The following is a 14,324-nucleotide window of genomic DNA, read 5'->3' as shown; positions in this document are numbered from 1 at the left end:
GCTTCAGGACGCGATGACGCCGAGTTCCTTGCCGATGCGGATGAAGGCATCGATCGCGCGATCGAGTTGCTCGCGCGTGTGCGCCGCCGAGATCTGGGTGCGGATGCGCGCCTGGCCCTTGGGCACCACCGGGAAGAAGAACCCGATCGCGTAAATCCCTTCCTCCAGCAGCCGTTGCGCGAAGCGCTGGGCCAGCGGGGCGTCGTACAGCATGACCGGCGAGATGGGGTGCACGCCGGGCTTGATGTCGAAGCCCGCGGCGGTCATGCGCGCGCGGAAATGCGCGGTGTTCGCCTGCAGTTGCGTGCGCAGCTCGCCGGCGGACGAGAGCATCTCGAATGCCTTGATGCCAGCCGCGACCACGTGCGGCGGCAGCGAGTTGGAGAACAGGTACGGGCGCGAGCGCTGGCGCAGCAGTTCGATGACTTCGCGTTTCGCGGTGGTGAAGCCACCGAGTGCGCCGCCCATCGCCTTGCCGAGGGTGCCGGTGAAGATGTCGATCCTGTCCATCACGCCCTTCACCTCCGCCGAGCCCCGGCCGGTGGCGCCGAGGAAGCCGGTGGCGTGGCATTCGTCGATGTGCACGAGCGCGCCGTACTGCTTGGCCAACGCGGTGATCTCGTCGAGCGGCGCGATGAAGCCGTCCATCGAGAACACCCCGTCCGTGGTGATCATGATCGTGCGCGCGCCGTCGGCCTTGGCCTGCTGCAACTGTGCTTCCAGGTCGGCCATGTCGCAGTTGGCGTAGCGGTAGCGCCTGGCCTTGCACAGGCGCACGCCATCGATGATCGAGGCATGGTTGAGCGCGTCGCTGATGATCGCGTCGTGCTCGTCCAGCAGCGGCTCGAACAGGCCGCCGTTGGCGTCGAAGCAGGCGGCATAGAGGATGGTGTCCTCGGTGCCGAAGAAGTCCGCGATGGTCCTTTCGAGCTGCTTGTGCAGGTCCTGGGTGCCGCAGATGAAGCGCACCGAGGCCATGCCGAATCCGTGCGTCTCCAGCGCCTCCTTGGCCGCGGCGATGATCTCCGGATGATCGGCCAAGCCCAGGTAGTTGTTGGCGCAGAAGTTCAGCACCTTGCGGCCGTCGGCGAGTTCGATCTCGGCCGATTGCGGGCTGGTGATGATGCGCTCGGACTTGAACAGGCCGGCGGCGCGGATCTCGTCGAGGGTGTCGGCGTAGCGTTGGGTCAGGGACATGGTGGTTCCGTGCGCATGAGGCGGCCAGGGCTGCCTCTGCCCGACACGCCGTGAATACGTCCATGTAGGCTCATCGGCGGCGTCCATGCCGCCGATGGTCGTGCACAGGCAGCCCCGGCCGCCTCGTGCCCGACCAGTCTCGTCAATTCCAGCTCAGCACGACCTTGCCCGATTTGCCGCCTTCCATCAGTTCGAAGCCCTTCTGGAAGTCGTCGATCGGCAACTGGTGCGTCAGCACCTTGCCCAGCGGGAAACCGGACAGCACCAGTTGGGTCATCTTGTACCAGGTCTCGTACATGCGCCGGCCGTAGATGCCGTGGAGGGTCAGGCCCTTGAAGATGATCTTGTCCCAGTCCACGCCGGCGCCCTTCGGCATGATCCCGAGCATCGCGATCTTGCCGCCGTTGTACATGCAGTCGAGCATGTCGTTGAACGCGCGCGGGTTGCCGCTCATCTCCAGGCCCACGTCGAAGCCCTCCATGTGCAGGTCCGACATCACGTCCTTCAGCGAGGTGTTGGCGACGTTGACGACGCGGGTCGCGCCCATGTCGGCGGCGAGCTTCAGGCGGTAGTCGTTGACGTCGGTGACCACCACGTTGCGCGCGCCGATGTGCTTGCAGATGCCGGCGGCGATCACCCCGATCGGGCCGGCGCCGGTGATCAGCACGTCCTCGCCGACCACGTCGAACTCCAGCGCGCAGTGCGCGGCATTGCCGTACGGGTCGAAGAACGCGGCGAGCTCGCTCGGGATCTGGTCCGGGATCGGCCACAGGTTGCTGGCCGGCATCACGATGTATTCGGCGAAGGCGCCGTCGCGGTTCACCCCGATGCCGACCGTGTTCGGGCACAGGTGCTGCTTGCCGGCGCGGCAGTTGCGGCAATGGCCGCAGACGATGTGGCCTTCAGCGGACACGCGCTGGCCGAGCGTGTAGCCGGACACGCCGGGACCGATCTCGACGATGCGGCCGACGAATTCGTGGCCGATCACCAGGCCGGGCTTGATCGTGCGCTGGCTCCAGTCGTCCCACAGGTAGATGTGCAGGTCGGTGCCGCAGATCGCGGTCTTCTCCAGCTTGATCAGCACTTCGTTCGGGCCCGGCGTCGGCACCGGCACCTGTTCCATCCAGATGCCCTTGGCCGCCTCGCGCTTCACCAGGGCCTTCATCATCGGCTGCGACATGCCTGCATCCACCGTCGGGAAAGTCGGCCATTCTACCGCCGGGTGCCGTGCAGGCCGCGGCCATGACCACGGGCACAGGCCGTGGCCGGGGCAGGGTGGTGTAATGCACGTTTGCCTGCAGACGAGGACACCTGAATGCGCCTTCGCCCCGTGATCCCGACCCTTGCGCTGGCCCTCGCCGCCGGCGCCGCCCAGGCCGACGAAGGCATGTGGATGCCGTCGCAGCTGCCGCAGCTGGCCAAGGAACTGAAGGCCGCGGGCTTCAAGGGCAACCCGGCCGACCTCGCCGACCTCACCCGGCATCCGATGAGCGCCGTGGTCTCGCTGGGCGGGTGCACCGCCAGCTTCGTGTCGCCGCAGGGCCTGGTGGTGACCAACCACCACTGCGCGCTGGGCGCGATCCAGCTGAATTCGACCGCCCAGCGCAACCTGATCGACGACGGCTTCATCGCCGCGCGCATGGCCGCCGAGCCCTCCGCCGGCCCCGCCGCCCGGGTCTGGGTCACGGTCGGCTTCGACAACGTCACCGACCGCATCCTGGCCGATGCGCGCGGCAAGACCGGGCGCGCCTACTACGACGCCGTCGAATCCGCGCAGAAGGCCGCCGTCGCCGCCTGCGAACAGGATGCCGGCCGTCGGTGCAGCGTGGCCAGCATGTACTACGGCCGCGAGTACTACCTGATCAAGCAGCTGGAACTGAAGGACATCCGCCTCGTCTACGCGCCGCCGCGCGCGATCGGCAACTACGGCGACGAGATCGACAACTTCATGTGGCCGCGCCACACCGGCGACTTCACGTTCTACCGCGCCTACGTCGGCAAGGACGGCAAGCCGGCCGCGTACAGCCCCGACAACGTGCCCTACGCGCCGCCCGCGCACCTCACCGTGTCCACCGCGCCGGTGAAGGCCGGCGACTTCGCGATGGTGGCCGGCTACCCGGGCGTCACCTTCCGCCATCGCACCGCCTCCGAATTCGCCAACCAGATCGAGTGGCTGCTGCCGACCCGGATCGAGGTTGTCGGCGGGTTGATCAGGACGATCGAAGCCGCGACCGCGGGCGACAAGGCCAAGGAGGTGCTCTACGCCTCCACCGTCGCCGGGCAGAAGAACACGCTCAAGCGCGCGCAGGGCGAGCTGGACGGGCTGCGCCGCAGCGACGCGGTGCGCGTGCGTGCCGCCGACGAGGCCGCGATGCTGGCCTGGCTGGCGAAGCAGCCCGGGGCCGCCGCGGTGCAGGCCGACATCCGCGCGATGCAGGCGCAACTGGATGCCGCCGAGGCCAACCGCCAGCGCGACTTCCTGCTGCCGTTCCTGCGCAGCGGGTTGCTGGGCTCCGCGATCACCCTGCAGCGCCTGGCGCTGGAGCGCGGCAAGCCGGATGCCCAGCGCGAGTCCGGCTACCAGCAGCGCGACGAGGCCCTGATCGAAGGCGGCCTCAAGCAGTTGCAGCGGCGCTACCACCCCGACGTCGAGAAGGCGGTGCTGGCCTACGTGCTGAAGCGTTATGCCGCGTTGCCGGCCGCGCAGCGCGTGCCCGAATTCGATGCGGTGTTCGGCGGCGATGAAGCGCAGGCCAGGGCGCGGCTCGATGCCTTGTACGCCGGCACCAAGCTCGGCAACGAGGGCGAGCGCCTGGCCGCGATGAAGGCCGATGCGAAGACCCTCGCGGCCTCCGACGACACCCTGCTGCAGGCCGCCGCCACCCTGCAGCCGGCCTTGCTGCGCCTCGAAGAGGAAGGCAAGCAGCGCAGCGGCGAGCTGATGCGCCTGCGTCCGGCCTACATGCAGGCGCTGGTCGGCTTCCGCCATTCGCAGGGCAAGGCGGTCTATCCCGATGCCAACTCCACCCTGCGCGTCAGCTACGGCAAGGTCAGCCCGCTGAGCCCGCGCGACGGCATGGATTACCGCCCGCTCACCACCGTGGCCGGGATCGTGGAGAAGAACACTGGCGTCGAACCCTTCGATGCGCCGAAGCCGCTGCTCGACGCGATCGCCAAGGGCGACTTCGGCAGCACCGCGGATCCGACCCTCGGCACCCAGACCGTCGACTTCATGACCAACCTCGACACCACCGGCGGCAATTCCGGCTCGCCGGTGCTGGACGCCAACGGCAAGCTGATCGGCCTGAACTTCGACAGCAACTGGGAGGCGGTCAGCGCCAGCTGGATGTTCGACCCGCGCTACAAGCGCGCGATCCACGTCGACATGCGCTACCTGCGCTGGCTGCTGGCGAAGGTCTACCCGGCACCGCACCTGCTGCAGGAAATGGGCCTGCCCGCGGAATGATCCGTGGCATGCCCCGAACCATTCGCGACACTCCAGAAGGACACCGCAAGGACATGATGATGCGCAATCGGACAAGACTGGCCACGGGAATCGCCGTGGCGACGATGGGACTCAGCCTGGCCGTGCACGCCGACGAGGGCATGTGGGTCCCGCAACAGCTGCCGGAGATCGCCGGCCCGCTGAAGAAGGCCGGCCTGCGGCTCGACCCGAAGCAACTGGCCGACCTCACCGGCGACCCCATGGGCGCGGTGGTCTCGCTGGGCGGCTGCACCGCCAGCTTCGTCTCGCCGCAGGGCCTGGTGGCGACCAACCACCACTGCGCCTACGGCGCGATCCAGCTCAACTCCACGGCGGAGAAGAACCTGATCCGCGACGGCTTCAACCCGGCCACGCTGGCCGATGAGGTCTCGGCGGGCCCGAACGCGCGCATCTACGTGCTGGAAGACATCACCGACGTGACCGCGCAGGCCAAGGCGGCGATGGCGGCGGCGGGCCAGGACCCGGTGGCGCGCGCGAATGCGCTGGAAGCCTTTGAGAAGCAGGCCACCACCGCGTGCGAAGCCGAGCCGGGCTACCGCTGCAGGCTCTACAGCTTCTTGGGCGGCAACACCTACCGCCTGTTCAAGAACCTCGAGATCAAGGACGTGCGCCTGGCGTATGCGCCCCCCGGCAGCGTCGGCAAGTTCGGCGGCGACATCGACAACTGGATGTGGCCGCGCCACACCGGCGACTTCTCGTTCTACCGCGCCTACGTGGGCAAGGACGGCAAGCCGGCGGCCTTCAGCAAGGACAACGTGCCGTACAAGCCGAAGCACTGGCTGAAGATCGCCGACAAGCCGCTGGGCGCGGGCGATTTCGTGATGGTGGCCGGCTACCCGGGCCGCACCGACCGCTATGCGCTGGTCGCCGAATTCGAGAACACGCAGGCGTGGCGCTACCCGGCCATCGCCAAGGCGTACAAGGACCAGATCGCGCTGGTCGAGGCCGCCGGCAAGCAGGATCCCGACATCGCGGTGAAGTACGCCGCGACCATGGCCGGCTGGAACAACACCAGCAAGAACTACGACGGCCAGCTGGCCGGCTTCAAGCGCAACGACGTGCTGGCGATCAAGCGCCGCGAGGAAGCCGCGGTGCTGGACTGGCTGCGCACCCAGGGCGACGCCGGCAAGCCGGGGCTGGCCGCGCACGCGACGCTGGTGAAGCTGGTCGAGGACGGCAAGCGCACGCAGGAGCGCGACCTGGTGCTGGGCAGCTTCAACCGCACCGGCGTGCTGGGCACCGCGGTGAGCCTGTACCGCCTCGCCCTGGAGAAGCAGAAGCCCGACGCCGCGCGCGAGTCCGGCTACCAGCAGCGCGACCTGCCGGTGATCGAGGGCAGCCTCAAGCAGATGGAGCGCCGCTATGTGCCGGCGATGGACCGCCAGCTCCAGCAGTACTGGCTGGACCGCTATGTCGCGTTGCCGGCCGCGCAGCATGTGGCGGCGGTGGACGCGTGGCTGGGGGGGCGCGACAAGGCCGCCGCCGATAAGGCGCTTGCGCGCCTGGGTGCCAGCAAGTTGGGCAGCCTCGACGAGCGCCTCAAGTGGTTCAACGCTGACAAGGCGGCCTTCGAGTCCAGCGACGACCCGGCGATCCGCTACGCGGTGGCAGTGATGCCCACCCTGCTGGAGATGGAGGAGAAGTCGAAGGCCGTGTACGGCACCGCCCTGCAGGCACGCCCGACCTACCTCGCCGCCATCGCTGATTACAAGCGCAGCAAGGGCGAGGCGGTCTATCCGGACGCGAACTCGTCGCTGCGCATCACCTACGGCCAGGTGAAGGGCTACACCGGCCTGGACGGCACCGTGTACACGCCGTTCACCAAGCTGGAAGAAGTCGCGGCGAAGGAGACCGGCGCCGAGCCGTTCGACAACCCGAAGGCGCTGCTCGACGCGGTGGCGGCGAAGCGTTACGCCGGCCTGGCCGACGCCCGGCTTGGGACGGTGCCGGTGAACTTCCTGTCCGACCTCGACATCACCGGCGGCAACTCCGGCTCGCCGGTGCTGGACGCGGACGGGCGGCTGGTGGGCCTGGCCTTCGACGGCACCCTGGAGTCGGTGGCCAGCAACTGGGTGTTCGATCCGGTCATCACCCGCATGATCTCGGTGGACCAGCGCTACATGCGCTGGATCATGCAGGAGGTGATGCCGGCGCCGCAGCTGCTCAAGGAACTGGGCGTCGCGCCGAAGTGAGGGATGCGGGGCGGGGATCCGCGCCCCGCCGGTGGCACGCCGCATGACGCAAACGCCGGCCTCGCGCCGGCGTTTGCATGTGTGGCTCAGTCGCGGAAGTCGTAATCGAAGGTGTAGTAGTGCTTGCCGTCGACGATGTCGATGGCGATGCGGCCGTGCAGGCCCGCCAGCCCATCGGTGCCGGTGTCCGGCACCACGGTCAGGTCCAGCGAGGGCCTGCCGCGATCCATGATGCCGTTGTGCTGCGCGTAGAAGCTGCCGCGGCGGCCGTCGAGCGTGCCTTCGATGCGCTCGATCGCGACGTAGGCGCCGGAACCCGGCATCGGTGCCATGACCGCCAGCATGTGGACCACGCTGGTCGCCTGCAGCGGACCGTGGAAGCGCTTGTCGAAGCGCGAGTGGCCGACGCGGGCGTCGCCGCCGATGTCCAGTTCCTGCTGCGGAATGCGGGTGACTTCGAATTCGCCCTTGGCCTGCATGGCGGTGTCCGGTAGGGGTGGGGCGACAGCGTAGCGTCGTGCGCCCCAACCGTGGCCAACCTGCTACGCTGGTGCACCGCAACATCGCCCGGGACGCGCTGCGCATGAGGATCCTGCTTGCCCGCCATGGAGAGACACCCTGGAACGCGGAAGGCCGCTACCAAGGGCAGGTCGACATCCCCTTGTCCGAGGTCGGGCTGGCCCAGGCACGCGCCCTCGGCGAACGCCTGCGCGAGGTGCGCATCGACCGCGCGGTCGCCTCCCCGCTGTCGCGCGCGACGCGCACCGCGCAACTGGCCCTCGGCGAGGCCCGGGCGGCGCAGCTCGGCTTCGACGACGGCCTGAAGGAGATCGGCCACGGCGACTGGGAGGGCTTGCTTGCCAGCGAGATCGCGGCGCGCGATCCCGAGCGCCTGCGCGCCTGGCGCGAGGCGCCGGACAGCGTGCTGATGCCGGGGCCCGGCGGCGAATCGCTGCAGCAGGTGCTGGACCGCGCCTGGCCCGCGTTTGCACGCGCGGCGGCGGGCCTTGGCGCCAACGAGACGTTGCTGGTGGTGGCCCACGATGCGGTGAACCGCGTGTTGCTGGCGCGGGTGCTGGGTATCCCGCTGGCGCGGCTGTGGACCTTCCGGCAGGCGCCGACCACCCTGAACCTGCTCGAAGGCGACGGCGTGGAGGCGCTCGATGTGGTCCGCCTCAACGATTGCAGCCACCACACCGCGTTGTTCGGCGAAGCGGTGCATCGCGCGCTCTAGGGCGAGGGATCCTCGTCGTCCGACGGGTCCAGCGCCTCAGGCGACAGCGGCACGAACAACGACGCGGCGCGGCCGGCGACGCTGACTTCGCCGAAGCGGGCGTTGCAGGCGGCCAGGTTGGCCTTGCGCACCTCGTCCGGTTGCGCGACGGGATGCAGCGCGGCGAGCGCGGCCTTGAGGTCGCGCGCGTGGGAGGGCGCGAGTTCCCACGCATCGCCGATCGACGAGGCGCGGGCGCGATGCAGGAGTGGATTGGCGCCGCGGGCCCAGCGCAGCTCCAGCACCGGCGTGCCGTCGGCGGCCTCGATGCGGCTGTCCACTTCGAGCGCGCCCAGGCCGGCCGGCAGCCGGAACGGCCCGGGCACCACCGCATCGATCACGGCCGACGTCGCCGCCAGCCCGCTGCTGCTCTGGCCGATGCGCCGCAAGTCCAGTGCGATGCGGCCGGCCTCATCCTCATCTACCCAGCGCACCCACGGCGACAGCACCAGGCACACGCTGCGCGCGGCATGCGTGGCGACCACACCGGCCTGCGCCTCGCTGATGCCGGGACCGGCACCGTCGTCGACCACCCGCACCACCGGGAGGCGGAACCGCGATCCCTCGGGCAGGGGCGCCGTCCCTTCGCGGACGCGGACGCGGTAGTGCGCCTGCTCGCGCACGTTGCGGAAGCCGGCCTCGTCGTCGCGCGCCGCGCCGGGGGGCAGGCTGGCGCAGCCGCCGAGCAGCAGGCAGGCGAGGGCCAGGGACATGAGGCGATGGATCGACATGCCAGTGATACGTGCCGCGCTCGTCGACGGATGCGGCCGCGCGGGCGGCTTCCCCCGATAAGATGCGCCGCATGCACGCAACCCTCGACGAGTGGCTGGCCTACATCGAGCGCCAGCATCCGCGCAGCATCGAACTTGGCCTGGCCCGCATCCGCGGCGTCGCCGCGCGGATGGCGCTCGGGCGCCCGGCCGGGCGCGTGGTCGTGGTCGGCGGCACCAATGGCAAGGGCTCGACCGTGGCCTTCCTCGAGGCGATCGGCCTGGCCCAGGGCTGGAAGGTCGGCGCCTACACCTCGCCCCACCTGCTGCGCTTCAACGAGCGCGTGCGCATCGATGGCCGCGAGGCGGACGACCAAGCGCTGGTCGCCGGCTTCGCCGCGGTGGAGGCGGCGCGCGGCAAGACCCCGCTGACCTATTTCGAGTACGCCACCTTGTGCGCGCTCTGGCTGTTCGAACGCGCCGGCCTGGACCTGGCGGTGCTGGAGGTCGGGCTGGGCGGGCGCCTGGATGCGGTGAACCTGGTGGATGCCGATGCCGCGATCATCACCACCGTCGACCTCGACCACCAGGACTGGCTCGGCCCGGACGTGGAGTCGATCGGCTTCGAGAAGGCGGGCATCGCGCGCGCCGGCCGGCCGCTGGTGCTGGGCGACGACGACCCGCCGGCCAGCGTGCTGCGCCACGCCTACGCGATCGGTGCCCCGGCCTGGCGGATCGCCAACGATTTCTTCGCCGAACCGCTCGACGCGACCACCTGGCGCTGGCGCGAGGTCGGCTTCGCGATGGACCTGCCGCCGCCTGCACTGGACGCGCCGGTGCAGCTGCGCAACGCCGCCTGCGCGATCGCCGCGTTGCGTGCGCTCGATGCCGAGGAGGCGATCACGCCCGCCACGTTTGCGCGCGGCATCGCGACCGCGCGGATCCGGGGTCGCCTGCAACGGTTCACCCGCGATGGCGTCGAGGTGGTCGTCGACGTTGGCCATAACCCGCAGGCGGCGCGTGCGCTGTCCGCCTGGCTGCGGGCGCAGCCGGCCAAGCCGACGCAGGCGGTGTTCGCTGCCTTGGGCGACAAGGACGGCGCCGGCGTGGTGGCGGCGCTCGCCGACGACATCGCGGCCTGGCATCTCGCCGGGTCGCAGGCCGCCGGGCCGCGCGGGCAGTCGGTCGAGGACTTCGCGCACGCGCTGGCCGGCACCGCTGCGGCAGCGGGATCCCGGCATGCGGACGTGGGCGCGGCGCTGAACGCCGCGATCGCGGCGGCGGCCCCGGAGGGGCGGGTGCTGGTGTTCGGGTCGTTCCACGCCGCGGCGGCGGGCCTAGCCGTGCTCGAGGGCGGGGACGACGGACGCGGTTAAGCCGGTGCGCCGGCGCGCGCCGCTATAATCGCGCTCCCCGACGCGCCAGGATGCCGCCCCTGATGGATGCCTCGATGAAGCAGCGCCTGGTCGGCGCCGTGGTGCTGGTGGCCCTGGGCGTGATCTTCCTGCCCATGCTGGTCAAGGGCCCGGCCCCCGACAGCGGCGTGTCCGACGTGTCCCTCGACGTCCCCGCCGAGCCGAAGCAAGCGGGCGACATGCAGACGATCGACCTGCCGCTGGAAACGCCCGCGGGCGCCTCGGCCGCCGGTGCCACCGGCATGCCCGATCCCGCCGCAGCGCAGCCCGTCGCAACGCCGGCTGTGCCCGCCGCCGCGGACGGCCCCGGGGCGGCCGCCGGCGACTACGCCGTCAGCTTCGGCAGTTACGCCAGCGTGGCCGACGCCGACAAGGTGATCGCGGCCCTGCGCGGCGCCGGCCTGGCCGCCTACCGCGAGGCGACCACGGTGGCCGGCAAGGCCGCGGAACGCGTGCGCATCGGCCCGTTCGTCGACCGCGCGCAGGCGGAATCCGCGCGGCTCACCGCAGTCGGACTGAACCCCAAGGTCGATGCCAAGGTGATCGCGCTGGATGCCGGGACCACGGCGCCAGAGGCCGCCTCGATGCCGATGCCAGCCCCGGTCGCGGCGGCCCCGGCCAAGCCGGTCGCCTTGCCGCCGCCGCCCAAGCCCGCGCCGGAACCGGCCAAGCCGGAGGTGGCCAAGGCCGAGGCACCCAAGCCGGACGCCGCGAAGCCCGCGCCGGTGGCGGCTGCCCCCGTCGCGGCGCCCCAGCCTGCCGCCGCGGCGCCTGCCGCAGGCACCGGATTCGCGGTGCAGGTGGGTGCCTTCGCCGATGCCGCCGCGGCCACCAGCCTGCGCGACAAGCTGCGTGCCGCCGGCTTCAATGCCTTCACCGACGTCGTGCAGACCGAGTCGGGTAAGCGCACCCGCGTGCGCGTCGGCCCGGCGATGAACCGCGCCGAGGCCGATGCGCTGAAGGCGCAAGTCAAGGCCAAGGCCGGCATCGACGGCATCGTGCGCCCGCATCCCTGACATCAGCGTCGCCAGGAACAGGACAGACCCCCATGTGCGGCATCGTCGGAATCGTCGGCCAGAGCGAAGTCGCGGCCCAGCTGTACGACGGCCTGACCGTCCTCCAGCACCGCGGCCAGGACGCCGCCGGCATCGCCACCGTGCACGGCACCCGCCTGCGCGTGCACAAGGGCAACGGCCTGGTGCGCGACGTGTTCGATGCGAAGTCGATGGCGCTGCTGGAAGGGCGCGTCGGCATCGCCCATTGCCGCTACCCGACCGCGGGCAGCGAGGGCAGCGACGAGGCGCAGCCGTTCTACGTGAACTCGCCGTTCGGCATCGCCCTGGCGCACAACGGCAACCTGGTGAACACCGATGCGCTGCGCCGCGAGGTGTTCGAGCAGGACCGCCGCAACGTCAACACCGAGTCCGATTCCGAGGTCCTGCTCAACGTGTTCGCGCACGAGCTGGACCTGCAGAGGGCGCTGACCCCGGAAGCGGCGTTCCGCGCCATCGCCGGCGTGGCGCATCGCGCCAAGGGCGGGTACGCGGTGGTCTGCGCAGTGCTGGGCCTGGGGCTGGTCGCGTTCCGCGACCCGAACGGGATCCGCCCGCTTGTGCTGGGCAAGCGCGCCGCGGCCGGCGGCGACGAGTACATCGTGGCCTCCGAGTCCGTGGCGCTGGACATCCTCGGCTTCGAGCGCGTGCGCGACGTGCGCCCGGGCGAGGGCATCGTGGTCACCGCGCGCGGCGAGCTGTTCGCCCAGCAGTGCGCGCCGGAGCAGGCCAACGCGCCGTGCATCTTCGAGTACGTGTACTTCGCGCGCCCGGACTCGATGATGGAAGAGATCTCGGTGCACAAGGCGCGCATGCGCATGGGCGTGACCCTGGGCGAGAAGATCCTGCGCGAGCGGCCTGACCACGACATCGACGTGGTCATCCCGATCCCGGACACCAGCCGCGACTCCGCGCTGGAGATCGCCAACGTGCTCGGCGTGAAGTACCGCGAGGGCTTCATCAAGAACCGCTACGTCGGCCGCACCTTCATCATGCCCGGGCAGGGCGAGCGCGCGAAGTCGGTCAAGCGCAAGCTCAACCCGATCCCGCTGGAATTCCGCAACCGGGTGGTACTGCTGGTCGACGATTCGATCGTGCGCGGCACCACGAGCAAGCAGATCGTGCAGATGGCGCGCGATGCCGGGGCGCGCAAGGTCTACCTGGCCTCAGCGGCGCCGCCGGTGCGCTACCCGAACATCTACGGCATCGACATGCCGTCGAGCGAGGAGCTGGTGGCGCACGGCCGCAGCGAGAAGGAGATTGAGGACCTGCTGGGCTGCGACTGGCTGGTCTACCAGGACCTGGCGGACCTCGAGGCGGCGGTCGCCGGCCCGAAGTTCCCGGGCCGCAAGTTCGACAGCTCTTGCTTCAGCGGCGAATACGTGACCGGGATCGAGCCCGGCTACTTCGAGCGGATCAAGCAGTTGCGCTCGGACGAGGCGAAGAAGAAGCGGCGGGCTGGGTAACCATGCACGGGATCCGGGGAAGCTGATGGCGGGCAGGCCCCGCAAGTCGCTCCCCGATACTCGCTTGGTTGCGGGGCCTGCCCGCCATCAGGACCCGAGTCTGCTGCAGGGCGGGTCACCGGGTGCGTTCCAACCAAGCGAGTATCGGGGAGCGACTTGGAACGCACCCGGTGACGCGTTCAGCAGGAAGCCCCTTACCGGATGACCAGCCTGTTCGCCGCCGCCCGCGCCTGCCTCGACGCCGCCACGCCGGACGACAAGCCCGCGCTGACGCTGGCCATGGCCGATGCATTCGCGCGTGGCGAGCTGGCGATCCCGACGGACGCGCCGCCGCCCGAGCCGATCCGCATGCCCGGTCGCCCGCCGCGGCCGCGGCTGGTGCATCCGCGCGATCTGCCGCGCCGCGGGTTCGGCAGCGACGAAGGACGGGCCGCGTTCATCCACGCGGTGGCCCACATCGAATTCAACGCCATCGACCTGGCCTGGGACGCGGTCTACCGCTTCCGCGGGATGCCGAGCACGTTCTACGCCGACTGGGTGTCGGTGGCGAGGGACGAGGCACGCCATTTCGCGATGCTGCGCGCGCGGCTGCGCGAGCTTGGCCACGACTACGGCGACTTCGATGCCCACAACGGCCTGTGGGAAATGGCCGAGAAGACCGCGCACGACGGCCTGGCGCGGATGGCGCTGGTGCCGCGGGTACTGGAGGCGCGCGGACTGGACGTCACCCCGGGGATGATCGTGAAGCTGCGGTCGCTGGGCGACGACGCCACCGCCGACATCCTGGACGTGATCCTGCGCGAGGAAGTGGCGCATGTCGCCGCTGGCAGTCGCTGGTACCGCTGGCATTGCGAGCGCGCCCGCGTCGAGCCGCGCGCGCGGTTCCGCGAATTGCTGCGCGAGCACGCCACGGGCGTGCTGCACAAGCCGTTCAACACCGAGGCGCGGCTGCAGGCCGGCTTCGACCTCGACGAACTGGAGAGCCTGCTGGCCGCGGCCGGGTGAAATCGGACGCCCCGGCGCGGGATGCGGCACACTCGCTCGGCCCGTCCCGTGTGTGGAGCCGTGCCATGACCTGCCTTCGTCCGCTGTTGCTCGCCGCAGCCCTCGGCCTCGCTGGCTGCACCATGACGGCGTCGCCCGTGCCCACGACCGCCGCCACCCCGATCCAGGAGGCCCCGATGGCCAAGCGCGCGCCCGGCGACGCCACGCCGCCCATGGCCGTGTTCCGCGCGTTCGGCACCGAGCCGTTCTGGAACGTCAACGTGGAGGGCGACACGCTCACCTTCACCACCCCCGATGACCAGGCCGGCATCGCAATGCAGGGCACGCGGCGGACCCGCGGCGACACGCTGGAACTGAGCGGGACGCACGGCGGCAAGCCGTTCGTGCTCGAGGTGTCGCCGGGCGAATGCAGCGATGGCATGTCCGACAACGTCTATGCGTTGTCCGCGCGCTTCCGCTTCGGCGACATGAGCTACGCCGGCTGCGGCGAAGCCGCCAAGTAGCGGCTG

General features: G+C 70.4%; 12 protein-coding genes. 8 read left to right on the top strand and 4 right to left on the bottom strand.

Annotated elements, in window-relative coordinates:
- Nucleotides 1–3: 3 nt before the first annotated feature.
- Both kbl and tdh read right to left on the bottom strand, forming a co-directional pair.
- Nucleotides 4–1,197 carry a glycine C-acetyltransferase gene (kbl, locus tag ON759_RS13105; protein WP_271680837.1) on the bottom strand — a complete coding sequence of 398 codons (1,194 nt, stop codon included), beginning with the start codon at nt 1,195–1,197 and terminating at the stop codon, nt 4–6.
- A 142-nt stretch (nt 1,198–1,339) separates the two neighbouring features.
- Nucleotides 1,340–2,362, bottom strand: a complete 1,023-nt coding sequence (gene tdh, locus ON759_RS13100; protein WP_374383493.1) for an L-threonine 3-dehydrogenase — start codon at nt 2,360–2,362, stop codon at nt 1,340–1,342.
- A 150-nt stretch (nt 2,363–2,512) separates the two neighbouring features.
- On the opposite strand from tdh, the gene ON759_RS13095 reads away from it, so the two are divergent.
- Together ON759_RS13095 and ON759_RS13090 are read left to right on the top strand one after the other, a co-directional pair.
- Nucleotides 2,513–4,663, top strand: coding sequence for a S46 family peptidase (locus ON759_RS13095; protein WP_271680835.1), 2,151 nt, complete (start codon nt 2,513–2,515; stop codon nt 4,661–4,663).
- Nucleotides 4,664–4,722: 59 nt separating this feature from the next.
- Complete coding sequence (locus ON759_RS13090) at nt 4,723–6,894, top strand: S46 family peptidase (RefSeq protein ID WP_425608486.1); 2,172 nt, start codon at nt 4,723–4,725, stop codon at nt 6,892–6,894.
- An 86-nt stretch (nt 6,895–6,980) separates the two neighbouring features.
- Here ON759_RS13090 and ON759_RS13085 read toward each other — a convergent pair whose 3' ends face one another.
- Nucleotides 6,981–7,373, bottom strand: coding sequence for a DUF3224 domain-containing protein (locus ON759_RS13085; protein WP_271680834.1), 393 nt, complete (start codon nt 7,371–7,373; stop codon nt 6,981–6,983).
- A gap of 104 nt (nt 7,374–7,477) precedes the next feature.
- Between ON759_RS13085 and ON759_RS13080 the strand changes: the two genes are divergently transcribed.
- Nucleotides 7,478–8,128: a histidine phosphatase family protein gene (locus ON759_RS13080; RefSeq protein WP_271680833.1), complete on the top strand. Its 651-nt coding sequence runs from the start codon at nt 7,478–7,480 to the stop codon at nt 8,126–8,128.
- On the opposite strand, the gene ON759_RS13075 is transcribed toward ON759_RS13080, so the two are convergent.
- Nucleotides 8,125–8,880 (bottom strand): DUF3313 domain-containing protein, encoded by a 756-nt coding sequence (locus tag ON759_RS13075; RefSeq protein WP_271680832.1) that lies wholly within the window; start codon nt 8,878–8,880, stop codon nt 8,125–8,127. The two genes, ON759_RS13080 and ON759_RS13075, sit on opposite strands and share 4 nt — an antisense overlap.
- 80 nt (nt 8,881–8,960) lie before the next feature.
- Here ON759_RS13075 and folC point away from each other — a divergent pair, with 80 nt between their 5' ends.
- The 5 genes from folC to ON759_RS13050 all read left to right on the top strand — a co-directional run bounded on the left by folC (nt 8,961) and on the right by ON759_RS13050 (nt 14,318).
- Nucleotides 8,961–10,253, top strand: a complete 1,293-nt coding sequence (gene folC / locus ON759_RS13070) for a bifunctional tetrahydrofolate synthase/dihydrofolate synthase (RefSeq protein WP_425608484.1) — start codon at nt 8,961–8,963, stop codon at nt 10,251–10,253.
- A 62-nt stretch (nt 10,254–10,315) separates the two neighbouring features.
- Nucleotides 10,316–11,308, top strand: coding sequence for an SPOR domain-containing protein (locus ON759_RS13065; protein ID WP_271680889.1), 993 nt, complete (start codon nt 10,316–10,318; stop codon nt 11,306–11,308).
- Between the two features lie 32 nt (nt 11,309–11,340).
- Complete coding sequence (gene purF / locus ON759_RS13060) at nt 11,341–12,810, top strand: amidophosphoribosyltransferase (RefSeq protein ID WP_271680830.1); 1,470 nt, start codon at nt 11,341–11,343, stop codon at nt 12,808–12,810.
- A 201-nt stretch (nt 12,811–13,011) separates the two neighbouring features.
- Nucleotides 13,012–13,815 (top strand): ferritin-like domain-containing protein, encoded by an 804-nt coding sequence (locus ON759_RS13055; RefSeq protein ID WP_271680829.1) that lies wholly within the window; start codon nt 13,012–13,014, stop codon nt 13,813–13,815.
- A gap of 65 nt (nt 13,816–13,880) precedes the next feature.
- The gene (locus ON759_RS13050; RefSeq protein ID WP_271680828.1) at nt 13,881–14,318 is read left to right on the top strand and encodes a COG3650 family protein; all 438 of its coding nucleotides are present in this window, start codon (nt 13,881–13,883) and stop codon (nt 14,316–14,318) included.
- Nucleotides 14,319–14,324 lie beyond the last annotated feature (6 nt).

Origin of the sequence: Thermomonas mangrovi, from assembly GCF_028201335.1 — a bacterium.
In the GTDB taxonomy this organism is placed as follows: domain Bacteria; phylum Pseudomonadota; class Gammaproteobacteria; order Xanthomonadales; family Xanthomonadaceae; genus Thermomonas; species Thermomonas mangrovi.
This window is presented reverse-complemented; position numbering and strand designations above follow the sequence as displayed.